This is a genomic window from Amycolatopsis ruanii (assembly GCF_003385175.1).
Lineage (GTDB): Bacteria > Actinomycetota > Actinomycetes > Mycobacteriales > Pseudonocardiaceae > Amycolatopsis_E > Amycolatopsis_E thermalba.
In genome coordinates, this window is the sequence record NZ_PQHY01000023.1 from 74,314 (window position 1) to 92,160 (window position 17,847).

Sequence of the window (17,847 nt, forward strand, 5' to 3'; positions counted from 1 at the left end):
CTGAACGGATGCGGCTGCCGCTGTCCACCGAGGTCATGAAGGCCACCGCCGAGAAACACGGCGTGTGCGTTCGGCCGTTCACGATGGAAGTCGGCGACCCCGACACCGGCGAACTCCGCTACGTCGCCGTGCCCTGCGGCTCCACCGTGGAGAGCGTCTGCGGGCCGTGTGCCAAGAAGGCCAAGGCGTTGCGGATGGCGCAGTGCCGGGAGGGCTGGCACCTGACCGAGGAGCCGGACTTCACCCCGGCCCCGCCCACGGCTGAGCAGAAGGAGTTGATGGAGTTCCGCGCGGATCTGGTGGCGCGGTATCGCGAGGCGGTCGAGCACGGGGAGGAGGGCCAGGCCGACGAGCTGCGAGAGGAGATCCGCAGTGTTGATGAGGAACTTCGGCAACTCGGCATGCGCGGACGGCTGCCCTCGCCGGACCCGCCGTCGAAGCGGCCGGTGAAGCGGTCGACCAAGCGGCGGCAAGACGCCCCCACCCTGCCCCGGAAGAAGGTCGCCAAGACCACCGTGGGCCGGGAGTACGCGGGCAAGTTCCGGCCGTCCATGTTCGTCACGTTGACCTGCGACACCTACGGCCGGGTGCGCGAGGACGGGACCCCGGTCGATCCGGCGAGCTATGACTACCGGCGGGCGGCGCGGGATGCGGTGCACTTTGCGTCGCTGGTGGATCGGTGGTGGCAGAACCTCCGCCGCGTCGTCGGCTGGGACGTGCAGTACTTCGCCACCGTCGAACCGCAAAAGCGGACCGCACCGCACCTGCACGCGGCGTTGCGGGGGTCGATTCCGCATGAGGTGCTGCGGCAGGTCACCGAGGCCACCTACCACCAGGTCTGGTGGCCGCCCCATGACGAGCTGGTCTACGGCGGGGACCGGCTGCCGGTCTGGGACGCGCGGGTGAAGGGGTTTGTGGATCCGGAGAAGCACGAACCCCTAACGCCGTGGGAAGAGGCGGTGGAGGAGGTCGAGGAGCCCGCGCACGTGGTGACGTTCGGGCGGCAGGTGCACTCCAAGGGCATCCTCGGCGGCTCAGAGGAAGCCGGGCGGCACATCGGCTACCTGACCAAATACCTCACCAAGTCCACCGGCGAGGTGGTCGAGGCCAGCACCGCCAGACAGCGGGATCACCACGACCGGCTCCACGCCGAACTCGCGATCACCCCGTGCTCGCCCCGCTGTGCCGTGTGGCTGCTCTACGGCATCCAGCCACTCGGCGCGACCAGCCGGATGACTCCGGGCCACTGCAAGGGACGGGCACACCGCAGGACCACCCTCGGGCTCCCCGGCCGGCGAGTGCTCGTCTCGCGCAAGTGGTCGGGCAAGTCCCTCGCGGACCACAAGGCCGACCGCAAGGCGTTCGTGCGGGACATGCTCGCAGGCGTCGGCATCGTCAAGCCCGAGCAGGACACCTCGCGGCTGATCTGGCGCAAGGTCCAGCCCGGCGACCAGGACGCACCACCACGCGCGCACCTGCTCATGCGGGCAATCGCAGAGCGGATCACCTGGAAAGCCGAGTACGACAGAGCACTCCTCGCGGCCAATCCGCCCGGTCAAGAAACTTCGGCAACGCCACTGGTGGCCTGATCGATTGGGGGACGAGATCTTGGAATCCAAGTACCTGACCGTCGAGGAAGCGGCGGACTACATCAACACCGGCGTGCGGTTCATCCGGCGGCTGATCGCGGAGCGGCGTATCGCGTTCCACAAGGTCGGGGCGCACGTCCGACTGGCGGTGGAGGACCTGGAGGCGTTCGTGGCGGCCGGACGGGTCGAGCCGATCACGCGGGCTTCCGTGCTGCGGGATCTGGGGAAGGCGGCCTGATGCCCAACAACAAGGGACGCAAGCGGCGGTTCGGGAGCATCCGCAAGACCTCCCTCGGTGAGTTCCAGGCGAGCTACCTCGGTCCGGACGGGAAGCGGCACTTCGCTCCGCATCGGTTCAAGAAGGAGCGGGATGCGGATCGCTGGCTGAACGGGGTCGAGGCGATAATTGTCGCCGGGGACTGGACTGATCCGGACCGCGCCAAGATCACGCTGGCCGAGTACGCAGAGCGGTGGATCGTCGAACGGCCGGGGCTGCGGCCGCGCACGGTCGAGCTGTACCGGTGGTTGCTGCGTAAGCACATCACGCCCTTCATCGGCGACGTTCCGCTCAACCGGTTGTCGGCGGCGACGTTTCGGCAGTGGCGGGCTGATCGGCTGGCGGCCGGGGTATCGGCGTCGGTGCTCGCCAAGTGCTACCGGCTGCTTCGGGGCGTGTTGAACACCGCAGTGGATCCGGACGAGCTGATCGCGAAGAACCCGTGCAAGATCCCGGGCGCGGAGAAGGAGACGCCCGAGGAGCGGCCGTTGGTCACGGTCGGGCAGGTCTTCGAGATCGCAGCGGCCCTTCCGGAGCGGTTCTCCGCGATGGTGCTGCTTGCGGCGTTCGGGTCGCTGCGGTTCGGCGAGGTGACCGCGCTGCGGCGGTGCGACGTGGCGGAGGACGCGAGTCAGGTTCGCGTGGTGCGGCAGTTCGTCGAGGTGCCCGGTCAGGGCGTGGTGGCTGGGCCGCCGAAGTCCCGGGCCGGGGTGCGGACGGTGACCCTGCCGCAAGCCATCCGGCCGGACATCCTCAAGCACCTGTCGGAGTTCGTGCGACCGGACCCGGAGGCGCTGCTCTTCACCGGAGAGAAGTCCGGTGGGGCGATCCGCCGGCCGAACTTCAACCAGCGGACCCGGTGGACCGAGGCCGTGACCAAGCTCGGACTGGAGGGGCTGCACTTCCACGATCTGCGGCACGCGGGCAACGTCTGGGCCTCGAAGGCGGGCATGTCGACGCGGGACCTCATGGCGCGGATGGGGCACGACGACATGCGGGCCGCGTTGATCTACCAGCGGGCCACGAGCGAGGCAGATCAGCACATCGCGGACCGGCTCTCGAAGCTCGTCGAGGAGCACCGCAGAGGGCCCGCATGATGTTGTTGGGATGTTGCTGGAGATAGCAGAAGGGGTGCCGCCCAAGATCGGGTGGCACCCCTTCTGACCTGCGAAGAGCGGATGACGGGAATCGAACCCGCGTTCTCAGCTTGGGAAGCTGATGTTCTACCATTGAACTACATCCGCAGCGACGCACAGCATACACAACGTCGCTCCTCTGCGAAGCCACCCCCTTGACTCCGTGGGGCGCAAGTGACAACACTCGTTGTCGAAAGGGGTGGGTGTGCATGGATGAGCGACTGCCGGATCCCGAGTTGTTCCGCCGTGGGGGTTTCAGCCTGGCGGCCAAGCTCTTCGTGAAGCACGACATCCGCGCGACCGAACGCCAGATGCGCCGCTTCCGGGAGTTCGCCCAGGCGCAGGACCCCAAGGCCGACGCCGTCGTCGCGATGTTCCGTCGGCTGCCGGGGCACCAGGGGCGCCGGCTGTTCGAACAGGCCCTCACCGACGGCATCCACAGCCTCGACGATCCGCCGCGAGAGCTCGTCGACTTCTTCGAGCACGTCGAGGCCACCCCGTACTGGGTCGATCCCGTCCGCCTCGACCGGGGCGCGAAAGCGATCATCCGCACCGGCGTCCTCGGCCTCTTCCCGCTCGGGGACATGTCGCTCATGGGCGGCTACCTCGCCTCGCGCGCCACGAAGACCCTCGTCGCCACCGGGGAGATCGAGCGGATGGCCAGCCAGCGCCTCGTGGAAACCGCGGCCTGGTGGATGGACGTCACCACGCCCGGCGCGCTGGCCATCGGCCACAGCGGCTACGCCTCCGCCCTGCGCGTCCGGCTCGTGCACGCCCACGTCCGCGCCGCCATGAACCGCCGCCCGGACTGGGACTACGACGAGTGGGACAAGCCGGTCAACCAGGTCCAGACCGCCGGCACGCTGCTCCTCTTCTCGCTCGTCTTCGTCTACGGCACGCAGCTGCTCGGCATCCGGTTCAGCGACCGCGAGCGCGCCGACATCCTGCACCTCTGGCGCTACGTCGGCTGGCTGCTCGGCATCGACGAGGAACTCCTGCCCGCCACCGAGGAGGACGCCTGGCGCCTGTTCTGGCTGCTCGCGTCCACCGAGTTCATCCCCGACGAGGACAGCAAACGCCTCGCCAAGGCCCTGATCGAGTCGCACGCCGCCATCGGCGCGGGGCGCGGCGCCGTGGGCAAGGTGCTGTCCCACGTCTCGGTCGCCGTGCACTCCTCCATCAGCCGGCTCGTGCTGGGCAAGACGAACGCCGACTTCCTGGAGATCCCCAACGACCCGATCGCGCAGGGCGCCATCCTCGCCGTCGCCGCGGGCAACTTCGCCGCCGAGACCGCGCGGCGCTTCATCCCCGGCGCCACGGCGCTGCAGGAGTACATCGGCGCACTCGAACGCCGCCGCTACGTCGACCGGCTCGGCCGGGTGTTCAAGCTGGATCCCACCTACGCGCGGCACATGCGGGCTGCCTAGGGTTAGAGCGTGCTGCTCAGTGACCGCGACCTCCGCAAAGAGCTCGAAGCCGGCCGTCTCGGCATCGACCCCTTCGATCCGGCGATGCTCCAGCCGTCGAGCATCGACGTGCGGCTGGACCGGTTCTTCCGGGTGTTCAACAACAGCCAGTACACCCACATCGACCCCAAGCTCCAGCAGGACGAGCTGACCTCGCTGGTCGAGAAGGACGGCGACGACGCGTTCGTCCTCCACCCGGGTGAGTTCGTGCTCGCGTCCACGTTCGAGCTGGTCACGCTGCCCGACGACCTCGCCGGGCGGCTCGAGGGCAAGTCGTCGCTGGGACGGCTCGGACTGCTCACGCACTCCACCGCCGGCTTCATCGACCCCGGCTTCACCGGGCACATCACGCTGGAGCTGTCGAACGTGGCGAACCTGCCGATCACCCTGTGGCCGGGGATGAAGATCGGCCAGCTGTGCCTGTTCCGGCTCACCAGCCCGGCCGAAAACCCGTACGGCTCGGCCGCCGTCGGGTCCCGCTACCAGGGCCAACGCGGCCCGACGCCGTCCCGGGCGTACCTGAACTTCCACACCGCCGACACCAACCGCTAGAGGCCGAACAGCTCCCGCCGGGCGGGCGGTGGCTTGCGGTGGGGGACGGTGGTGAGCGGTCCGCGCTCCGCTGACCTGGAGACAGCAGCCCGAACCCGTTCGCCCCCAGCCGGTGCCGCCATCACAGTGCGACGATGTGGCCTACGGGGGCTTGGCCGGCTGTGTGCGGCATGGCCGGGTCGGGCAGCGCGCCGCCGTTGGCAGCACGTCAGGTGCATCGCCACCGAGCATCGTCGCCGCGTCGCATCGCAGCGACGCCAAGTCCAGACCGGGATGGCCCGCCCCGGCACAGTCCAAGCCATAGATCACCGTGCACGAACACCGGGACCGAAGACGCCTCCGGCTGTCCCGAACGGCAGATCCGCGCGCGAACCAGCTCGACCGCGTGCAACTCCGCCGCGACAGCGCCGCGTCAATCTACCGGCGCTGGGCTCCACCGGGATCTGGCTGCTGCCCGAGACTCGCCGGCCAGGCGCAAGGCCGCAACCTCCGTGCGACCTGCGCCGGGCCGCAACACCGCCTCCGAGTCATCCTCGAAACGCAACAGCCAGGGCGCTCCCCCTTCACGGAGCCCGCACCAGCCCAGCACCCGCTGCCCGGCGGCCGTCTCTGCCCAGCTCAGCGCACCTTCCACAGCCGCGGCCCAGAGCGATTTCCGGGACCGAGTCCCGTCAGCCGCTCCCCACGTCGTTCGTGGCCGTCGTCCAGCCCCCTACAGGCCGAGCAGCTCGCGTGCCCGCCGGGCCGCCTCCTGCAGGTCGCCGGTGATCAGCTTGTCGATTTCGCGTAGGCCGGCGCGGTCCAGCAGGCGCTTCTCGTTGAGCACCCACTCTCCGCGTTCGGCCAGCACCGCGTGCCCGGCCTGCATCGCCGCCGTGGCGAGTGCTCCCGCGAACTCCGTCACCTGCCCGCGCGGCGCGTAGTTGTGTTCGGCGTACGTCAGCGTCAGCGAGGCCCGCGCGCGCCACACGGCAGGCGCCGACCGCCGCAGCGCCTCCGGGAACTCCACGGCCGGCAGCGAACCCCGCAGCACCCGGTTGATCGCCAGCTCGGCCACCACCAGGTAGCTCGGGATCCCCGCCAGGTGGAACATCAGCGGCTCCCAGTGGAACCGGCCCTCCCGCGCCTCGGCCAGCTCGTGCTCGACCACGTCCAGGTCGCGGTAGTGGACATCGGCCTTGCGCCCGTCGATCGTCAGCCACGCGCCGCCGTTGAACACGCCGCCGCCCCATTCGCCGATCTCCGACACCTCGCCCGGCCAGCCGAGAGCGCGCAGGTCAGCGGGATCGAAGGCACCGCGGTAGTACACCGCGAAGTCCCAGTCGCTGTCCGGCCGGTGCGTGCCCGCCGCCCGGGACCCGCCCAGCGTCACGGCCTCCACGCCGGGCAGCCCGGCCAGCCGCGCGGCCACCTCGTCTTCGAAGCTCATGCGTTCAGCCTCCCATGATCAGGTGGTCCATGTCACCCGGTGGTACGGCATGGACTGGACCATTTTGTAGGTTGCTCCGAATGGAGGCATCACCTCAGGCAAAGGAGCACGGGTCGTGAGTTCGACGACGACCGGGGAGCGAGCCGGTCAACAACACCTCGCCCATGTCGTGTTCATCGCCAGCGCGGCCGCGGTCGGCGGGTTCCTGTTCGGGTACGACAGCTCGAACATCAACGGTGCCGTTCTCGGCATCCAGCGGCACTTCGAGGTCGGTGACGGGGTGACCGGGCTGACCGTGTCGAGCGCGCTGATCGGTTCGGCCGTGGGCGCCTGGTTCGGCGGACTGCTGTCCGACCGGATCGGCCGCATCCGGACCATGCAGCTCGCGGCGGTCCTGTTCCTGGTCAGCGCCCTCGGAGCGATGTTCCCGTTCAGCGTGTGGGACCTGGCGATCTGGCGCGTGGTCGGCGGCATCGCGATCGGCGTCGCGTCGGTCATCGGCCCGGCCTACATCGCCGAGGTCGCGCCACCGGCCTACCGCGGCAGGCTCGCCTCGCTGCAACAGCTGGCGATCGTCCTCGGCATCGGGGTGTCCGCGCTGGTCAACTGGGTCATCAAGGCACTGGCCCCGATCGGCGCGGACGGTGCGCACGACCTCAACGGCAACCTCGGCGGCATCGAGCCCTGGCAGTGGATGCTCGGCGCCGCGGCCGTGCCCGCGGTGATCTACTTCGTCCTCGCCTCGATCATCCCCGAGTCGCCGCACTTCCTGCTGGCCAACGGCAAGATCGACAAGGCCCGCAAGGTGCTGCGCGAGGTCGAGGGCGGGGACGTCGACACCAAGCTCGACGACATCCGCCGCAGCCTGCGCACCGAGAAGCGGTCCAAGGTCCGCGACCTCGTCGGCGGCCGCTTCGGGCTGCTGCCGATCGTGTGGGTGGGCATCGCGCTGGCGGTGTTCCAGCAGTTCGTCGGCATCAACGTGATCTTCTACTACAGCGACACGCTGTGGCACTCCGTCGGCCAGAACACCGACTCGCTGCTGATCTCGATGGTCAGCCCGGTCATCAACATCATCGGCACGTTCATCGCGATCGCCTTCATCGACCGGGTCGGCCGCAAGCCGCTGCTGCTGATCGGCTCGGTGGGCATGCTCGTCGGCCTCGGGGTGGCCGCGATCGCGTTCGGCAACGCCGTCACCGTCGGCGGCGAGCTGAGCCTGCCGGGCGCGTGGGGCCCGATCGCGCTGGTGTTCGCGAACCTGTTCGTGATCTCCTTCGCGATGTCGTGGGGCGTGATCCTGTGGGTCATGCTCGGCGAGATGTTCCCGCTGCGCATCCGCGGCGCCGCGCTGGCCGTCGGCACCGCGGCGAACTGGGTCGCGAACTGGGCGGTCACGGTCAGCTTCCCGAGCATGGCCGGCTGGAACCTGTCGGTCACCTACTGGATCTACGCGGCGTTCGCGCTGCTGTCGATCCCGTTCGCGCTGCGGTTCGTCCGGGAGACGAAGGGCACCGCGATCGAGGACGTCAGCTGACGAACGCCCGCTCGATGATGGCCCTGGTGCCGGTGCCCGCGGGCAGGGTGCCGAACGCGATGCCCCAGTCCCCGGCCAGGCGGGACGCGCAGAAGGCGTCCGCGACGGCCTTCGGGGCGTAGCGCACCAGCAGGGAACCCTGCAGCACCAGGGCCATCATCTCGGCCAGCCGCCGCGCCCGGTACTGGAGGTCCTCCAGGTCCGACAGCTCCTTGCGCACCCGGGCGATCGCGTCGTCCAGGCGCGCGTCGGCGCCGGCGGCGAGGTCGAGTTCGGCGAAGAACGCCTCCACCGACTCCGGCTGCTTGCCCATCGCGCGCAGGGAATCCAGCGCCGCGACGTTGCCCGAACCCTCCCAAATGGACAGCAACGGCGCCTCCCGATACAGGCGCGGCATGCCGGAGTCCTCGACGTAACCGTTGCCGCCCAGGCATTCCAGCGCCTCGGCGGTGTGCGCGGCGCCGCGCTTGCACACCCAGTACTTGGTGACCGCGAGCGCGAGACGGCGGAACGCCTGCTGGTCCGGGTCGGCGGTGGCGCCGGCCAGCCGCATCGCGACGGTCGTGGCCGCCTCCGACTCCACGACCAGGTCCGCCAGCACGTTCGCCATCGCCGGCTGGTCGACGAGGTGCGCGCCGAACGCCTTGCGGTGCCGCGCGTGGTGCACGGCCTGCACGACGGCCTGGCGCATCAGGGAGGCGCTGCCGAGGACGCAGTCCAGGCGGGTGTTGTTGACCATCTCGATGATGGTCGGCACGCCGCGGCCCTCCTCGCCGACGAGCCACCCGACCGCGCCGTCGTACTCGATCTCGGACGAGGCGTTCGACTTGTTACCGAGCTTGTCCTTGAGGCGCTGGAAGAAGATGCGGTTGCGGGAGCCGTCGGGCAGCACGCGCGGCAGCATGAAGCAGGACAGGCCGCCGGGCGCCTGCGCCAGCGTCAGGAACATGTCCGACATCGGCGCCGAGGTGAACCACTTGTGGCCGGTCAGCACGTAGCTGCCGTCGCCGGCCGGCTGCGCGGTGGTGGTGTTGGCGCGGACGTCGGAACCGCCCTGCTTCTCCGTCATCGACATGCCGGCGATCAGGCCGCGCTTGGTGGTGGGCACGCGCAGGCCGTAGTCGTACACCGGCGCGGCGAGCAGCGGCTCGTACACCGCGGCCAGCTCCGGGTTGTGCCGCAGCGTCGGGACCGCGGCGTAGGTCATCGAGATCGGGCAGACGTGCCCGCCCTCGGCCTGGTTCCACACCAGGACCTTCGCCGCGCGCGCGACGTGCGCGCCCGGCCGGTCGGACACCCACGGCGCCGCGTGCAGGCCGTGCTCGACCGCGACCGTCATCAGCTCGTGGTAGTACGGGTGGTACTCGACCTCGTCGACGCGGTGGCCGTAGCGGTCGTGCGTGTGCAGGACGGGCGGGTTCTCGTTGGCGACCCGGCCCCACTCCTGGCCCTGGGCGCTGCCGGCGAGGCGGCCCAGCTCGTGCACCTCGTCCTCGGCCCAGCCACCGCCTTCCCGGCGCAGCCCCTCCAGCAGCGCGGCGTCGCCGGCGACGTCGTAGTCGACCAGCGGCGGGACCTGGTTGAGGACTTCGTGGGTGTCAGGCATGGCGGCCTCCCAGAGCGCGGACGATGAACGTGCGGAGCGCGCCGATAGCGTCGGCGCTGTCGGTGGTCAGTGGTCCGATCAGCACCTCGGCGGCGCCGCCGACGAGGGCGGCGGCGGCGATCTCGGCGTCCTGCGGCGGCAACTGCCCGCTGCGGACGCCCGCGGAGACGTGGCGGGCGATCTCGTCCCGGAACACACGCCGGAACACGATCCGCTCGGCCTCGATCGGGGCGTCGACGGGTTCGGCGAGCAGGGCGTACGCCTGACGCGGGACCTTCAGCGCCCGCTCGGCGAACGTCTCGATGATCGCCACGATCCGCTCGACCGGGTCGCCGGGCGTCTCGGCGGCCTTGCGCACCGCGGCGACCTCGTGGCCGACGATGCTCTGGAACAGCTCGACGACCAGCTCGGCCTTGCCGGGGAAGTGCTTGTAGACCGTGCCGGTCGCGATGCCCGCCTTCTCCGCGACGGCGCTCACCGAGCACCCCGCGTAGCCGCGCTCGGCCAGGAGCGCGGCCGCGGCGGTCAGGATCGCCTCACGCTGGGCGTCGAGGCGAGCCTGGACCTGCGGGGTACGTCGGTACGGCACGTGAAGAAGTGAACCACTGATTCACGGCTTCACGCAAGGGAGCGGTACGCCTCGCGCGTCAGATCGGTGATCCGGTCCGCCGAGTCCGCCCAGCTCAGGGTGGTCGGCTGGGAGGTCAGGACGACGACGATCCGCCGGTCGCCGCGGTCGGCGGTGCCGGAGGTGTGCATGACGCGGCTGGTCAGGTCGACGTCCCCACTGGAGGCGAGCTCGGTCGCGGACCGCGCCTCGGGCGAGGCGAGCACGCGCTTGGTGTTCGCCGGCACGCACTCCTCGCCCGGAGCCGGCGCCGCGCCGAAGCCGGACCAGCCCTGCTTCACCGCACCCGGTCGCGGGAGCGCGCTCGGGATGCCGAACGACTGGTCGAACCCGTCGTCTGCGCACTTCGTGGCCTGCTCCAGGTTGTCCATGATGAAGTCGCGGAACTTCGGGTGCGCCTTTTCGAGGATGTACTCGTAGGTCTTCGCGACGTCCGCGGCACTGACCGCGGTGTAACCCCAGGTGCCGCGCTTTTCCGCGGGCGGCGGCGTGGTGTCGGTGAGACCGATCTTCGCCACCATCCGGTTGACGATCTCCTCCCAGCCGTCGCGCACCCACAGCACGCTGGCCGCGTCGTCGTTGCTGGAGCGCAGCATCGGTTCGAGCAGCGCGAGGTCGTCGGCCGGGATCTCGTAGTCCGGCCCGTGCGACTCCAGGTAGTCGAGCGCGATGAACAGCTTGACCAGCGACGCCGACCGGTACTGGTGGTGCTCGTTCCCGGCGACGGTCTCGCCGGTGCGCCGGTCGAGGACGACGTAACCGGCGGTCATGCCCTCGGGCAGCTCAGCCGCGGAAGCGGGCGCGGCCAGCACGGCCGTCGACGCCGCGAAAGCCACGGCGAGGCTCAGGATCTTGCGCAATGTCGGATCCCCACAGTTCGATGATCAGCTTGGTGGGGCGCACACTATCGCCTGGCCGTGGGGCCGGTCAGCGCCCGTAGCGTTTCGCGATGTCGCCGTACCGCGCGAGCACCGCGGCCCTCAGCTCGGGATCGCTGCGCGGCACCGGTTCGATGAACACCTCGGTGACATCGGAGAACTCGTCGTGCAGCTCGGCGGCCAGCCGGACGCACGCGCGTTCGAGGTCGGCGGCGCTCAGCGCGTCGTCGAAGTCCACGCGGGCGCAGACCAGGATCTGGTCCGTGCCGAGCAACATGGTCTGCAGGTCGACCACCGACTCGACCTCCCCCGCCGCCGACAGGTACTCGCGAATCCCGCGCACCACCGTCAGGTCCGCCTGGCGGCCGATCAGCAGGCGCAGGTTCGTCCGCCCCAGCACGTACGCCACGACAGCCAGCAGCAGGCCGATCAGGATCGACGCGATCCCGTCGTACACCGCGGACCCCGTCACGTGGTGCAGGAACACCCCGGCGAACGCCAGCACCAGCCCGATCAGCGCGGCCGAGTCCTCCAGGAACACCGTCTTCGGCGCCGGGTCGTCGATGTAGCGCAGGAACTTCCAGATCGTCCGGTTCTGCTCCGCCGCGCCCCGCCGCACCTGGCGGAACGCCTGCGTCCACGACACCGACTCCATCGCGAACGCCAGCGCCAGCACGACGTACCCGACGATCGGGCTGCTCTGCTCCACCGGCTCCCCGAACACCGTCGAGAAACCTTCGTACAGCGCGAACGTCGCACCGGAGGCGAAGATCGACACCGCCGCGAGCAGCGACCAGAAGTACCGCTCCTTGCCGTACCCGAACGGGTGCATCACATCCGCCGGTCGGCCGGACCGGCGCAGCGCGGTGAGCAGCAGGATCTCGGTGAACGTGTCGGCCACCGAGTGCGCCGCCTCGGACAGCATCGCCCCCGAGCCGGTGATGACGCCGGCCACCGCCTTCATGATCGCGATGGCCAGGTTGACACCGCCGGCCAGCAAGACGGTGAGGGTGCTTTCGCCCCCGCCGGTCTGCCGCTCCGATTCCTCGCTCACCGGCCGATCCTACGAGTGGATCACAGCCGCTGCAGGCCGTCCAGAACGCGCTTCATCAGCTCGAGCGGCGGGCGCCCCTCGGCGGTCCGCTCGATGCCGTGGATGTGCAGCAACCCCAATTCGGCCATATCGGACAACAGCACCCTGGCGACGCCGAGCGGGATCGACAGCAGCGCCGCGACCTCGGCCAGCGACCGCTGGCTGTCGACGACCGCGCGCACGGGCTGGTACTCCGCGCTCAACGCGGGGCCGGTCCACTTGGCGTCGGCCCGGACGGACACCAGCGTCTCGATCGCCAGCTCGTACGCGGAGTGCGTGCGCCCCTTGGTCAGCACGTACGGCCGCACGCGCAGCCGGTTCTCCTCGTCGGGGTCGAGCAGCTCGGCGGGTTCCGGCTCCGGCTCGGCGGGCTCGGGGCGGGGCCGCGGCGAGGGCTTGAACTCCTCGCGCGGTTCGGGGTCCGGCAACGGTTCGGGCTCCGGTTCAGGCGCGGGATCCGGCTCCGGTTCGCGGTACCGAGCGAGCTGCTTCTCGGTGGGGAACCGGGCACCGGCGGCCCGCTTGGTCTTCGTGGTCTCGGCGGGGACGGGGTCCGGAGCTTGTGGTTCCGGACCAGGGGGTTCGGCGTTTTCGCCGGTCAGCTTCCGCATCTGCGTCACGGACGGGAACCGGGCACCGGCGCGCGCGACCGCCGGCTCTCCGGCCGGTCCGGTCCCGTCGGGTACTCCCATGCTCAGCCCCGTTCGCGCGCGTCAGCATCCTCCGCGGGCAGCGTCGGCAGCGTGACGAACAGAATAACCCGGGTGTCGAGCCCCCAACGGGCGGTTGTGACTCGCAGGTTCAACGGTCCTGCGGCAAGTTCGCGGTCGGTGGTGGTGAGCCCGTCGCAGGTCGCTCGCGCGCCCAGTGACACGGGCTGTCGCGGATCTCGGCCAGGTGGACCAAGCCGGCGCTGGACGCGGACGAGCGGGCCGAGCGGCTGACCCAACCGGAGAGGAACGAGAAGGCGGTTCCGCTGGGGGCCTGCCCGACTTGTCCAAGTTCATGGCGACGGCGTCCGTATCGGAGTCGGCCCTGGGAGACGAAGAAGAGTGGGCGCGTGCTGCCCGCTGCCGAAGTGTGGCGTTACACGTCATCGTGCCGTTTCGCGTGCGGCAGGTGGCCTGCTACTGGATCCACCTCATCTTCCCGACGCGGGCGGTTGCCAAGGCCTCATGCGCCTTCGGCTGCGAGCGTAGGCGGATGCCGGCGAGGGAATGACGGCGTGCGGCGGTCACGAAGATCTTGTCGGCGCTCTCCCCCGTTGGCGGGAGCTGGGTGGAGACGCGTCGAGGGCCGCCCCACCGCGCGGTGGGGCGGCCCTCAGCGCAACCGGATTACTTGTCCTCGGTCGGGAGCGGCGTGCCGGTGGGCACCTGGTCCGTCCGCGCGTCGGCCTCCAGCGGGTCCGACTCGACCGCCGGCAGGGAGTCCGCACCGGGCGCCGGCGCGGGCTGCGGGCGTCGCTTGACCGCCGACAGCAGCAGCTGCGAGACGTCCACGACCTCGACCTTCTCGCTCGCCTTGCCGTCGTTCTGGCGCGCGGTCACCCCGTCGGTGAGCATGACGCGGCAGAACGGGCAGCCGGTCGCGATCTTCGACGGCGCGGTGCCGAGCGCCTCGTCCACGCGCTCGATGTTGATCCGCTTGCCGATCTTCTCTTCCATCCACATGCGGGCACCACCGGCGCCACAGCACATCGACCGGTCGCCGTGCCGCGGCATCTCGCGGAACTGCGCACCCGACGCGCCGACCAGCTCACGCGGCGCCTCGTAGACCTTGTTGTGGCGGCCCAGGTAGCACGGGTCGTGGTAGGTGACGTCGTCCGCGATCGGCGCGACCGGCACCAGCCGCTTCTCCCGCACCAGGCGGTTGAGCAGCTGCGTGTGGTGCACGACCTCGAACTTCCCGCCCAGGTCCGGGTACTCGTTGGCGAGCGTGTTGAAGCAGTGCGCGCAGGTCGCGACGATCTTGCGGCTGCCCGGCTCCCGGCCCTCGAACACCGAGTTCAGCACCTCGACGTTCTGCTGCGCGAGCATCTGGAACAGGAACTCGTTGCCGGCGCGGCGGGCCGGGTCACCGGTGCAGGACTCCTCCGGGCCGAGCACCGTGTACTTGACGCCCGCGATGTGCAGCAGCTCGGCCACCGCGCGGGTGGTCTTCTTCGCGCGGTCCTCGAACGCGCCGGCGCAGCCGACCCAGAACAGGTACTCGGTGTCGCCCAGCTCGCCGTCGAACACCGGCACCTCGAAGTCCAGGTCCTCGGCCCAGGCCATCCGGTCCTTGGCGTTCTGGCCCCACGGGTTGCCCTTGTTCTCCAGGTTCTTGAACATCCCGTTCAGCTCGGTCGGGAAGTTCGACTCGATCATGACCTGGTAGCGGCGCATGTCGACGATGTGGTCGACGTGCTCGATGTCCACCGGGCACTGCTCGACGCACGCGCCGCAGGTGGTGCACGACCACAGCACCTCGGGGTCGATGACACCGCCGTCGTCGCCGACCAGCGGGCGCTCGGCCTCGGCCAGCGCCAGGACGTCGATGCCGGCGTAAGGGTTCTCGCCGGTCAGGCCCACCTCTTCGCCGGTGACGTCCTTCTTGCCACCCGCGAGCAGGTAGGGCGCCTTCGCGTAGGCGTGGTCGCGCAGCTGCGTGATGACCAGCTTCGGCGACAGCGGCTTGCCGGTGTTCCACGCCGGGCACTGCGACTGGCAGCGGCCGCACTCGGTGCAGGTGGTGAAGTCGAGCCAGCCCTTCCAGCTGAAGTCCTCGATCTGGCCGGCGCCGAAGACGTCCTTCTCCGGGTCGGCCTCCTCGAAGTCGAGCGGCTTGCCCCCGCTCATCATCGGCTTGAGCTTGCCCAGCGCGGTGCCGCCGTCGTCCTCGCGCTTGAAGTAGATGTTGAAGAAGGCGCTGAAGCGGTGCCAGGCCACGCCCATGGTGAGCGTCTGGCCGACGATGTACAGCCAGATCATGCCGGACAGCAGCTTGACCAGCGCGGTGATCGTGACCGCGACCGTGCTGGCCGGCAGGATCTCGGCGAGCGGCTTCGTGACGAAGCTCGTCCACAGCGCCGGGTCCTCGATGCCGCTGGAGATCTTGAACGCCTTCACGCCGAGGATGCCCAGACCCTCGACGATCACCACGGTCTCGACGAAGTAGGCCTGCTTGAAGTTCGACCCGGCGAAGCGCGACTGCCGGTCGGCGCGGCGCGGGTGGTTCAGCTGCCGGATGATCACCAGCGCGAGCCCGCCGACGACCGTGCCGAGGCCGAGCAGTTCGGTCAGCAGCAGCCACAGGCTCCAGTTGCCGATGATCGGCCAGTGGAAGTGCGGGTCGAACGTCTCGCCGTAGGCCTCGAACCAGGACAGCGAACCGATCAGGAAGCCCCACATGACCAGCCAGTGCCAGGGGCCGACGTGGCGGAACTTGTTCATCCGCGTGTGGGCGGCGAACTCCTTGATCAGCGTCTTCATGCGCGGCCCGAACGGGCCGTTGCGCGTCGCGTCCGGTTGTCCGAGCCGGATGATCCGGACCATCCGGTACACACCGGTGCCGAACATGATCCAAGCGACGATGCTTACGGCGACGCCGACCACGCCGAGCGTGATCTGCAGTGCACCCATGATCGGGGCCTTTCGTCCGTGATGTGGTGGGTTGGCGGGAGCCTAACCGGATTTACCCATGAGTAACCGATTGGCGCGAGTTGAGTCCCACGAGTGTGGTGTAGGACTCCCTGGATATCGGGACGATCGTACCGGTAGTTTGGGTTGATGGTCGCATACATCTTGCTCGCCCTGGCCATCGCGGCCGAGGTCACCGCCACTGTTTCGATGAAGTTGTCGGAGGGCTTCACGAAATTGTGGCCGTCTGTGGTCGTGGTGGCCGGGTACCTCGTCGCGTTCGCGGCACTCGCGAGCGTGCTCAAGCGCGGGATGCCGGTCGGGGTGGCGTACGCGATCTGGGCGGCGGTGGGGGTCGCGGCGGTCGCGATCATCGGGGTGCTGTTCCTCGGGGAGCCGGTGAACCTGACGATCGTGGCCGGGTTGGCGCTGGTCATCGGCGGGGTGGTGCTGATCGAGGTCGGTTCGGCGTGAAACCCCAGCGCGACGGCCGCCGGGCGCGCGGCGAGAAGCGGCGGCAGGAGATCATCGACGCGACGCTGCGGGTGATCGAGCGGGACGGCGTGGCGGGGGTGACGCACCGGACGGTCGCGGCGGAGGCCGGGGTGCCGACGACGTCGACGACGTACCACTTCGAGACGCTGGACGATTTGCTGATCGCCACGTTGATTTCGTGCGCCCGCGACATGGCGACCGAGGTGTACTGGACGATCGACCGGGCGCGTTCGCGGGGCAGCCGGGGAGCTTCGGAGGTGGCGACGCTGCTGGCCGAGGCGCTGGGCCCGCGGCGCGGCCGGACGATGGCGGAGTACGAGCTGTACCTGCTGGCCGCGCGACGGCCCGAGCTGCGGCCCGCCGCGCGGCGGTGGCTGGACGTGCTGACGACGATGGTGCGCCCGGACGACCTGGTGGCGCTGCGGGTGTTCCTGGCGGGGATCGACGGACTGCTGATCCAGGGCTTGATCGACGACGAGCCCCCGACGGCGGACGAACTGCGGCCGACGGTGGAGTACCTGCTGAAGCCGCGGTGAGCGTGGCGCGAGGTGACTGACCGCGGCGCGGTAGGACGACCAGCCGCGGTGGCACGGGGCGACCAGCCGCGGTGAGCGTGGCGCGAGGTGACTGACCGCGGCGCGGTGGGACGACCAGCCGCGGTGGCACGGGGCGACCAGCCGCGGTGAGCGTGGCGCGAGGTGACTGACCGCGGCGCGGTGGGACGACCAGCCGCGGCGCTCCGGGGCGACCAGCCGCGGTGGCGCGAGATGTCGAGCCGCACACGTACGAGGTGCCCAGCCGCGGGTCGGCGGGTGGGCCACTCGCGATCGCGCCAAGGGGCCACTCGTGAGCCTTCGAGTGGGGCCGGTCGTGAGGCGACGAGCGGGCCACTCGCGGACACGCGAAAAGGCCAAGCACGAACCCCGAAAAGACCACCCACGAAGCTGCGAGAAGACCACTCATGGACCCGCGAGAAGACCACCCATGGACCCAGTCATGGACCTGCTCGTGGGCCGGTCGCGGCGAGCGAAGAGGCCACTCGTGAACCTACGAGAGAGCCAGTCGTGTGGCGGCGAAGTGACCAACCACCGCCGCACGAGAGAACCAGTGACGCGCCCGGCCGCGCGAGAGGGCCGTTCGCGAAGGGATGAATGGACCGTTCATCGATGGGCGAAACCCACCCGGAAAAAAGAGCGGGGCGGGTCCACAAAGATCGGGGCGGGGTCCCACCAAAATGCGGGGCGAGATCCCCACCAAAGGAACGGGGCGAGGTTCCCAACCAAGGAACGGGGCGAGGTTCCCAACCAAGGAACGGGGCAAGGGCCCCATCAACGAGCGGGGCGAGGTCCCCAACCAAATCGGGGCGGGTCCCAACCTCAGGAACCCGCCACCGGACAACCCGTCCCCGCGGGACGGCCTGCCCCGCCGGGCAACCCGCCCAGCCAGGATTGCGCCGACCCGCCAGGTTGCGCCCCGCCGACGTTGCGTCCCGCGGGACAGCCCGCCCCGCCGGACGCAACGTCGGCGGGGCGCAACCTGGC

At 69.9% G+C, this 17,847-nt stretch carries 15 protein-coding genes and 1 tRNA gene; 8 read left to right on the forward strand and 8 right to left on the reverse strand.

The window, feature by feature from the left end:
• Window positions 1–8: 8 nt before the first annotated feature.
• The 3 genes from D0D28_RS15370 to D0D28_RS15380 are packed head-to-tail and all read left to right on the forward strand — an operon-like array spanning window position 9 to window position 2,963.
• Window positions 9–1,589 carry a replication initiator gene (locus D0D28_RS15370; RefSeq protein WP_116111010.1) on the forward strand — a complete coding sequence of 527 codons (1,581 nt, stop codon included), beginning with the start codon at window positions 9–11 and terminating at the stop codon, window positions 1,587–1,589.
• 19 nt (window positions 1,590–1,608) lie between these two features.
• Entirely contained in the window at window positions 1,609–1,827 is a 219-nt protein-coding gene (locus D0D28_RS15375) for an excisionase family DNA-binding protein (RefSeq protein ID WP_116111020.1), read from the forward strand.
• Entirely contained in the window at window positions 1,827–2,963 is a 1,137-nt protein-coding gene (locus tag D0D28_RS15380) for a tyrosine-type recombinase/integrase (protein ID WP_205413274.1), read from the forward strand. Before D0D28_RS15375 ends, D0D28_RS15380 begins: the two co-directional genes overlap by 1 nt.
• Window positions 2,964–3,039: 76 nt before the next feature.
• On the opposite strand, the gene D0D28_RS15385 is transcribed toward D0D28_RS15380, so the two are convergent.
• Window positions 3,040–3,110 (reverse strand) — tRNA-Gly (locus tag D0D28_RS15385).
• 101 nt (window positions 3,111–3,211) lie between these two features.
• Here D0D28_RS15385 and D0D28_RS15390 point away from each other — a divergent pair.
• Window positions 3,212–4,429, forward strand: a complete 1,218-nt coding sequence (locus tag D0D28_RS15390) for an oxygenase MpaB family protein (RefSeq protein ID WP_116111011.1) — start codon at window positions 3,212–3,214, stop codon at window positions 4,427–4,429.
• Between the two features lie 9 nt (window positions 4,430–4,438).
• Window positions 4,439–5,020, forward strand: a complete 582-nt coding sequence (gene dcd / locus D0D28_RS15395) for a dCTP deaminase (protein WP_094006457.1) — start codon at window positions 4,439–4,441, stop codon at window positions 5,018–5,020.
• Between the two features lie 712 nt (window positions 5,021–5,732).
• Here dcd and D0D28_RS15400 read toward each other — a convergent pair.
• A complete protein-coding gene (locus D0D28_RS15400; RefSeq protein ID WP_094006458.1) occupies window positions 5,733–6,449 on the reverse strand; it encodes a nucleotidyltransferase domain-containing protein in 717 nt (238 codons plus the stop codon).
• A 115-nt stretch (window positions 6,450–6,564) separates the two neighbouring features.
• Between D0D28_RS15400 and D0D28_RS15405 the strand changes: the two genes are divergently transcribed.
• Window positions 6,565–7,986 (forward strand): sugar porter family MFS transporter, encoded by a 1,422-nt coding sequence (locus D0D28_RS15405; RefSeq protein WP_205413275.1) that lies wholly within the window; start codon window positions 6,565–6,567, stop codon window positions 7,984–7,986.
• Here D0D28_RS15405 and D0D28_RS15410 read toward each other — a convergent pair.
• From D0D28_RS15410 to D0D28_RS15440, 6 genes are all read right to left on the reverse strand, one after another.
• Window positions 7,979–9,592, reverse strand: coding sequence for an acyl-CoA dehydrogenase family protein (locus D0D28_RS15410; RefSeq protein WP_094006460.1), 1,614 nt, complete (start codon window positions 9,590–9,592; stop codon window positions 7,979–7,981). The two genes, D0D28_RS15405 and D0D28_RS15410, sit on opposite strands and share 8 nt — an antisense overlap.
• Window positions 9,585–10,181, reverse strand: a complete 597-nt coding sequence (locus D0D28_RS15415) for a TetR/AcrR family transcriptional regulator (RefSeq protein ID WP_116111013.1) — start codon at window positions 10,179–10,181, stop codon at window positions 9,585–9,587. The genes D0D28_RS15410 and D0D28_RS15415 overlap by 8 nt, the downstream gene beginning before the upstream one ends.
• A 29-nt stretch (window positions 10,182–10,210) precedes the next feature.
• On the reverse strand, window positions 10,211–11,080 hold the full coding sequence (locus D0D28_RS15420; protein WP_240323217.1) for a hypothetical protein: 870 nt from the start codon (window positions 11,078–11,080) through the stop codon (window positions 10,211–10,213).
• A gap of 67 nt (window positions 11,081–11,147) precedes the next feature.
• Window positions 11,148–12,152 (reverse strand): cation diffusion facilitator family transporter, encoded by a 1,005-nt coding sequence (locus D0D28_RS15425; protein ID WP_094006462.1) that lies wholly within the window; start codon window positions 12,150–12,152, stop codon window positions 11,148–11,150.
• Between the two features lie 20 nt (window positions 12,153–12,172).
• Window positions 12,173–12,883, reverse strand: coding sequence for a DUF742 domain-containing protein (locus D0D28_RS15430; RefSeq protein ID WP_116111014.1), 711 nt, complete (start codon window positions 12,881–12,883; stop codon window positions 12,173–12,175).
• A gap of 645 nt (window positions 12,884–13,528) precedes the next feature.
• Window positions 13,529–15,814, reverse strand: a complete 2,286-nt coding sequence (locus D0D28_RS15440; RefSeq protein ID WP_094006465.1) for a (Fe-S)-binding protein — start codon at window positions 15,812–15,814, stop codon at window positions 13,529–13,531.
• A 147-nt stretch (window positions 15,815–15,961) separates the two neighbouring features.
• Between D0D28_RS15440 and D0D28_RS15445 the strand changes: the two genes are divergently transcribed.
• The gene (locus D0D28_RS15445) at window positions 15,962–16,285 is read left to right on the forward strand and encodes a DMT family transporter (RefSeq protein ID WP_094006466.1); all 324 of its coding nucleotides are present in this window, start codon (window positions 15,962–15,964) and stop codon (window positions 16,283–16,285) included.
• Window positions 16,282–16,842 (forward strand): TetR/AcrR family transcriptional regulator, encoded by a 561-nt coding sequence (locus D0D28_RS15450; protein WP_094006467.1) that lies wholly within the window; start codon window positions 16,282–16,284, stop codon window positions 16,840–16,842. Before D0D28_RS15445 ends, D0D28_RS15450 begins: the two co-directional genes overlap by 4 nt.
• The last annotated feature ends 1,005 nt before the right edge of the window (window positions 16,843–17,847 follow it).

What these genes read in the sequence shown, in the direction of transcription:
- D0D28_RS15370 (WP_116111010.1), top strand. Translation starts at nt 9, where the DNA reads ATGCGGCTGCCGCTGTCCACCGAGGTCATGAAGGCCACCGCCGAGAAA.
- D0D28_RS15380 (WP_205413274.1), top strand. Translation starts at nt 1,827, where the DNA reads ATGCCCAACAACAAGGGACGCAAGCGGCGGTTCGGGAGCATCCGCAAG.
- D0D28_RS15390 (WP_116111011.1), top strand. Translation starts at nt 3,212, where the DNA reads ATGGATGAGCGACTGCCGGATCCCGAGTTGTTCCGCCGTGGGGGTTTC.
- D0D28_RS15400 (WP_094006458.1), bottom strand. Translation starts at nt 6,449, where the DNA reads ATGAGCTTCGAAGACGAGGTGGCCGCGCGGCTGGCCGGGCTGCCCGGC.
- D0D28_RS15410 (WP_094006460.1), bottom strand. Translation starts at nt 9,592, where the DNA reads ATGCCTGACACCCACGAAGTCCTCAACCAGGTCCCGCCGCTGGTCGAC.
- D0D28_RS15430 (WP_116111014.1), bottom strand. Translation starts at nt 12,883, where the DNA reads ATGGGAGTACCCGACGGGACCGGACCGGCCGGAGAGCCGGCGGTCGCG.
- D0D28_RS15440 (WP_094006465.1), bottom strand. Translation starts at nt 15,814, where the DNA reads ATGGGTGCACTGCAGATCACGCTCGGCGTGGTCGGCGTCGCCGTAAGC.
- D0D28_RS15445 (WP_094006466.1), top strand. Translation starts at nt 15,962, where the DNA reads ATGGTCGCATACATCTTGCTCGCCCTGGCCATCGCGGCCGAGGTCACC.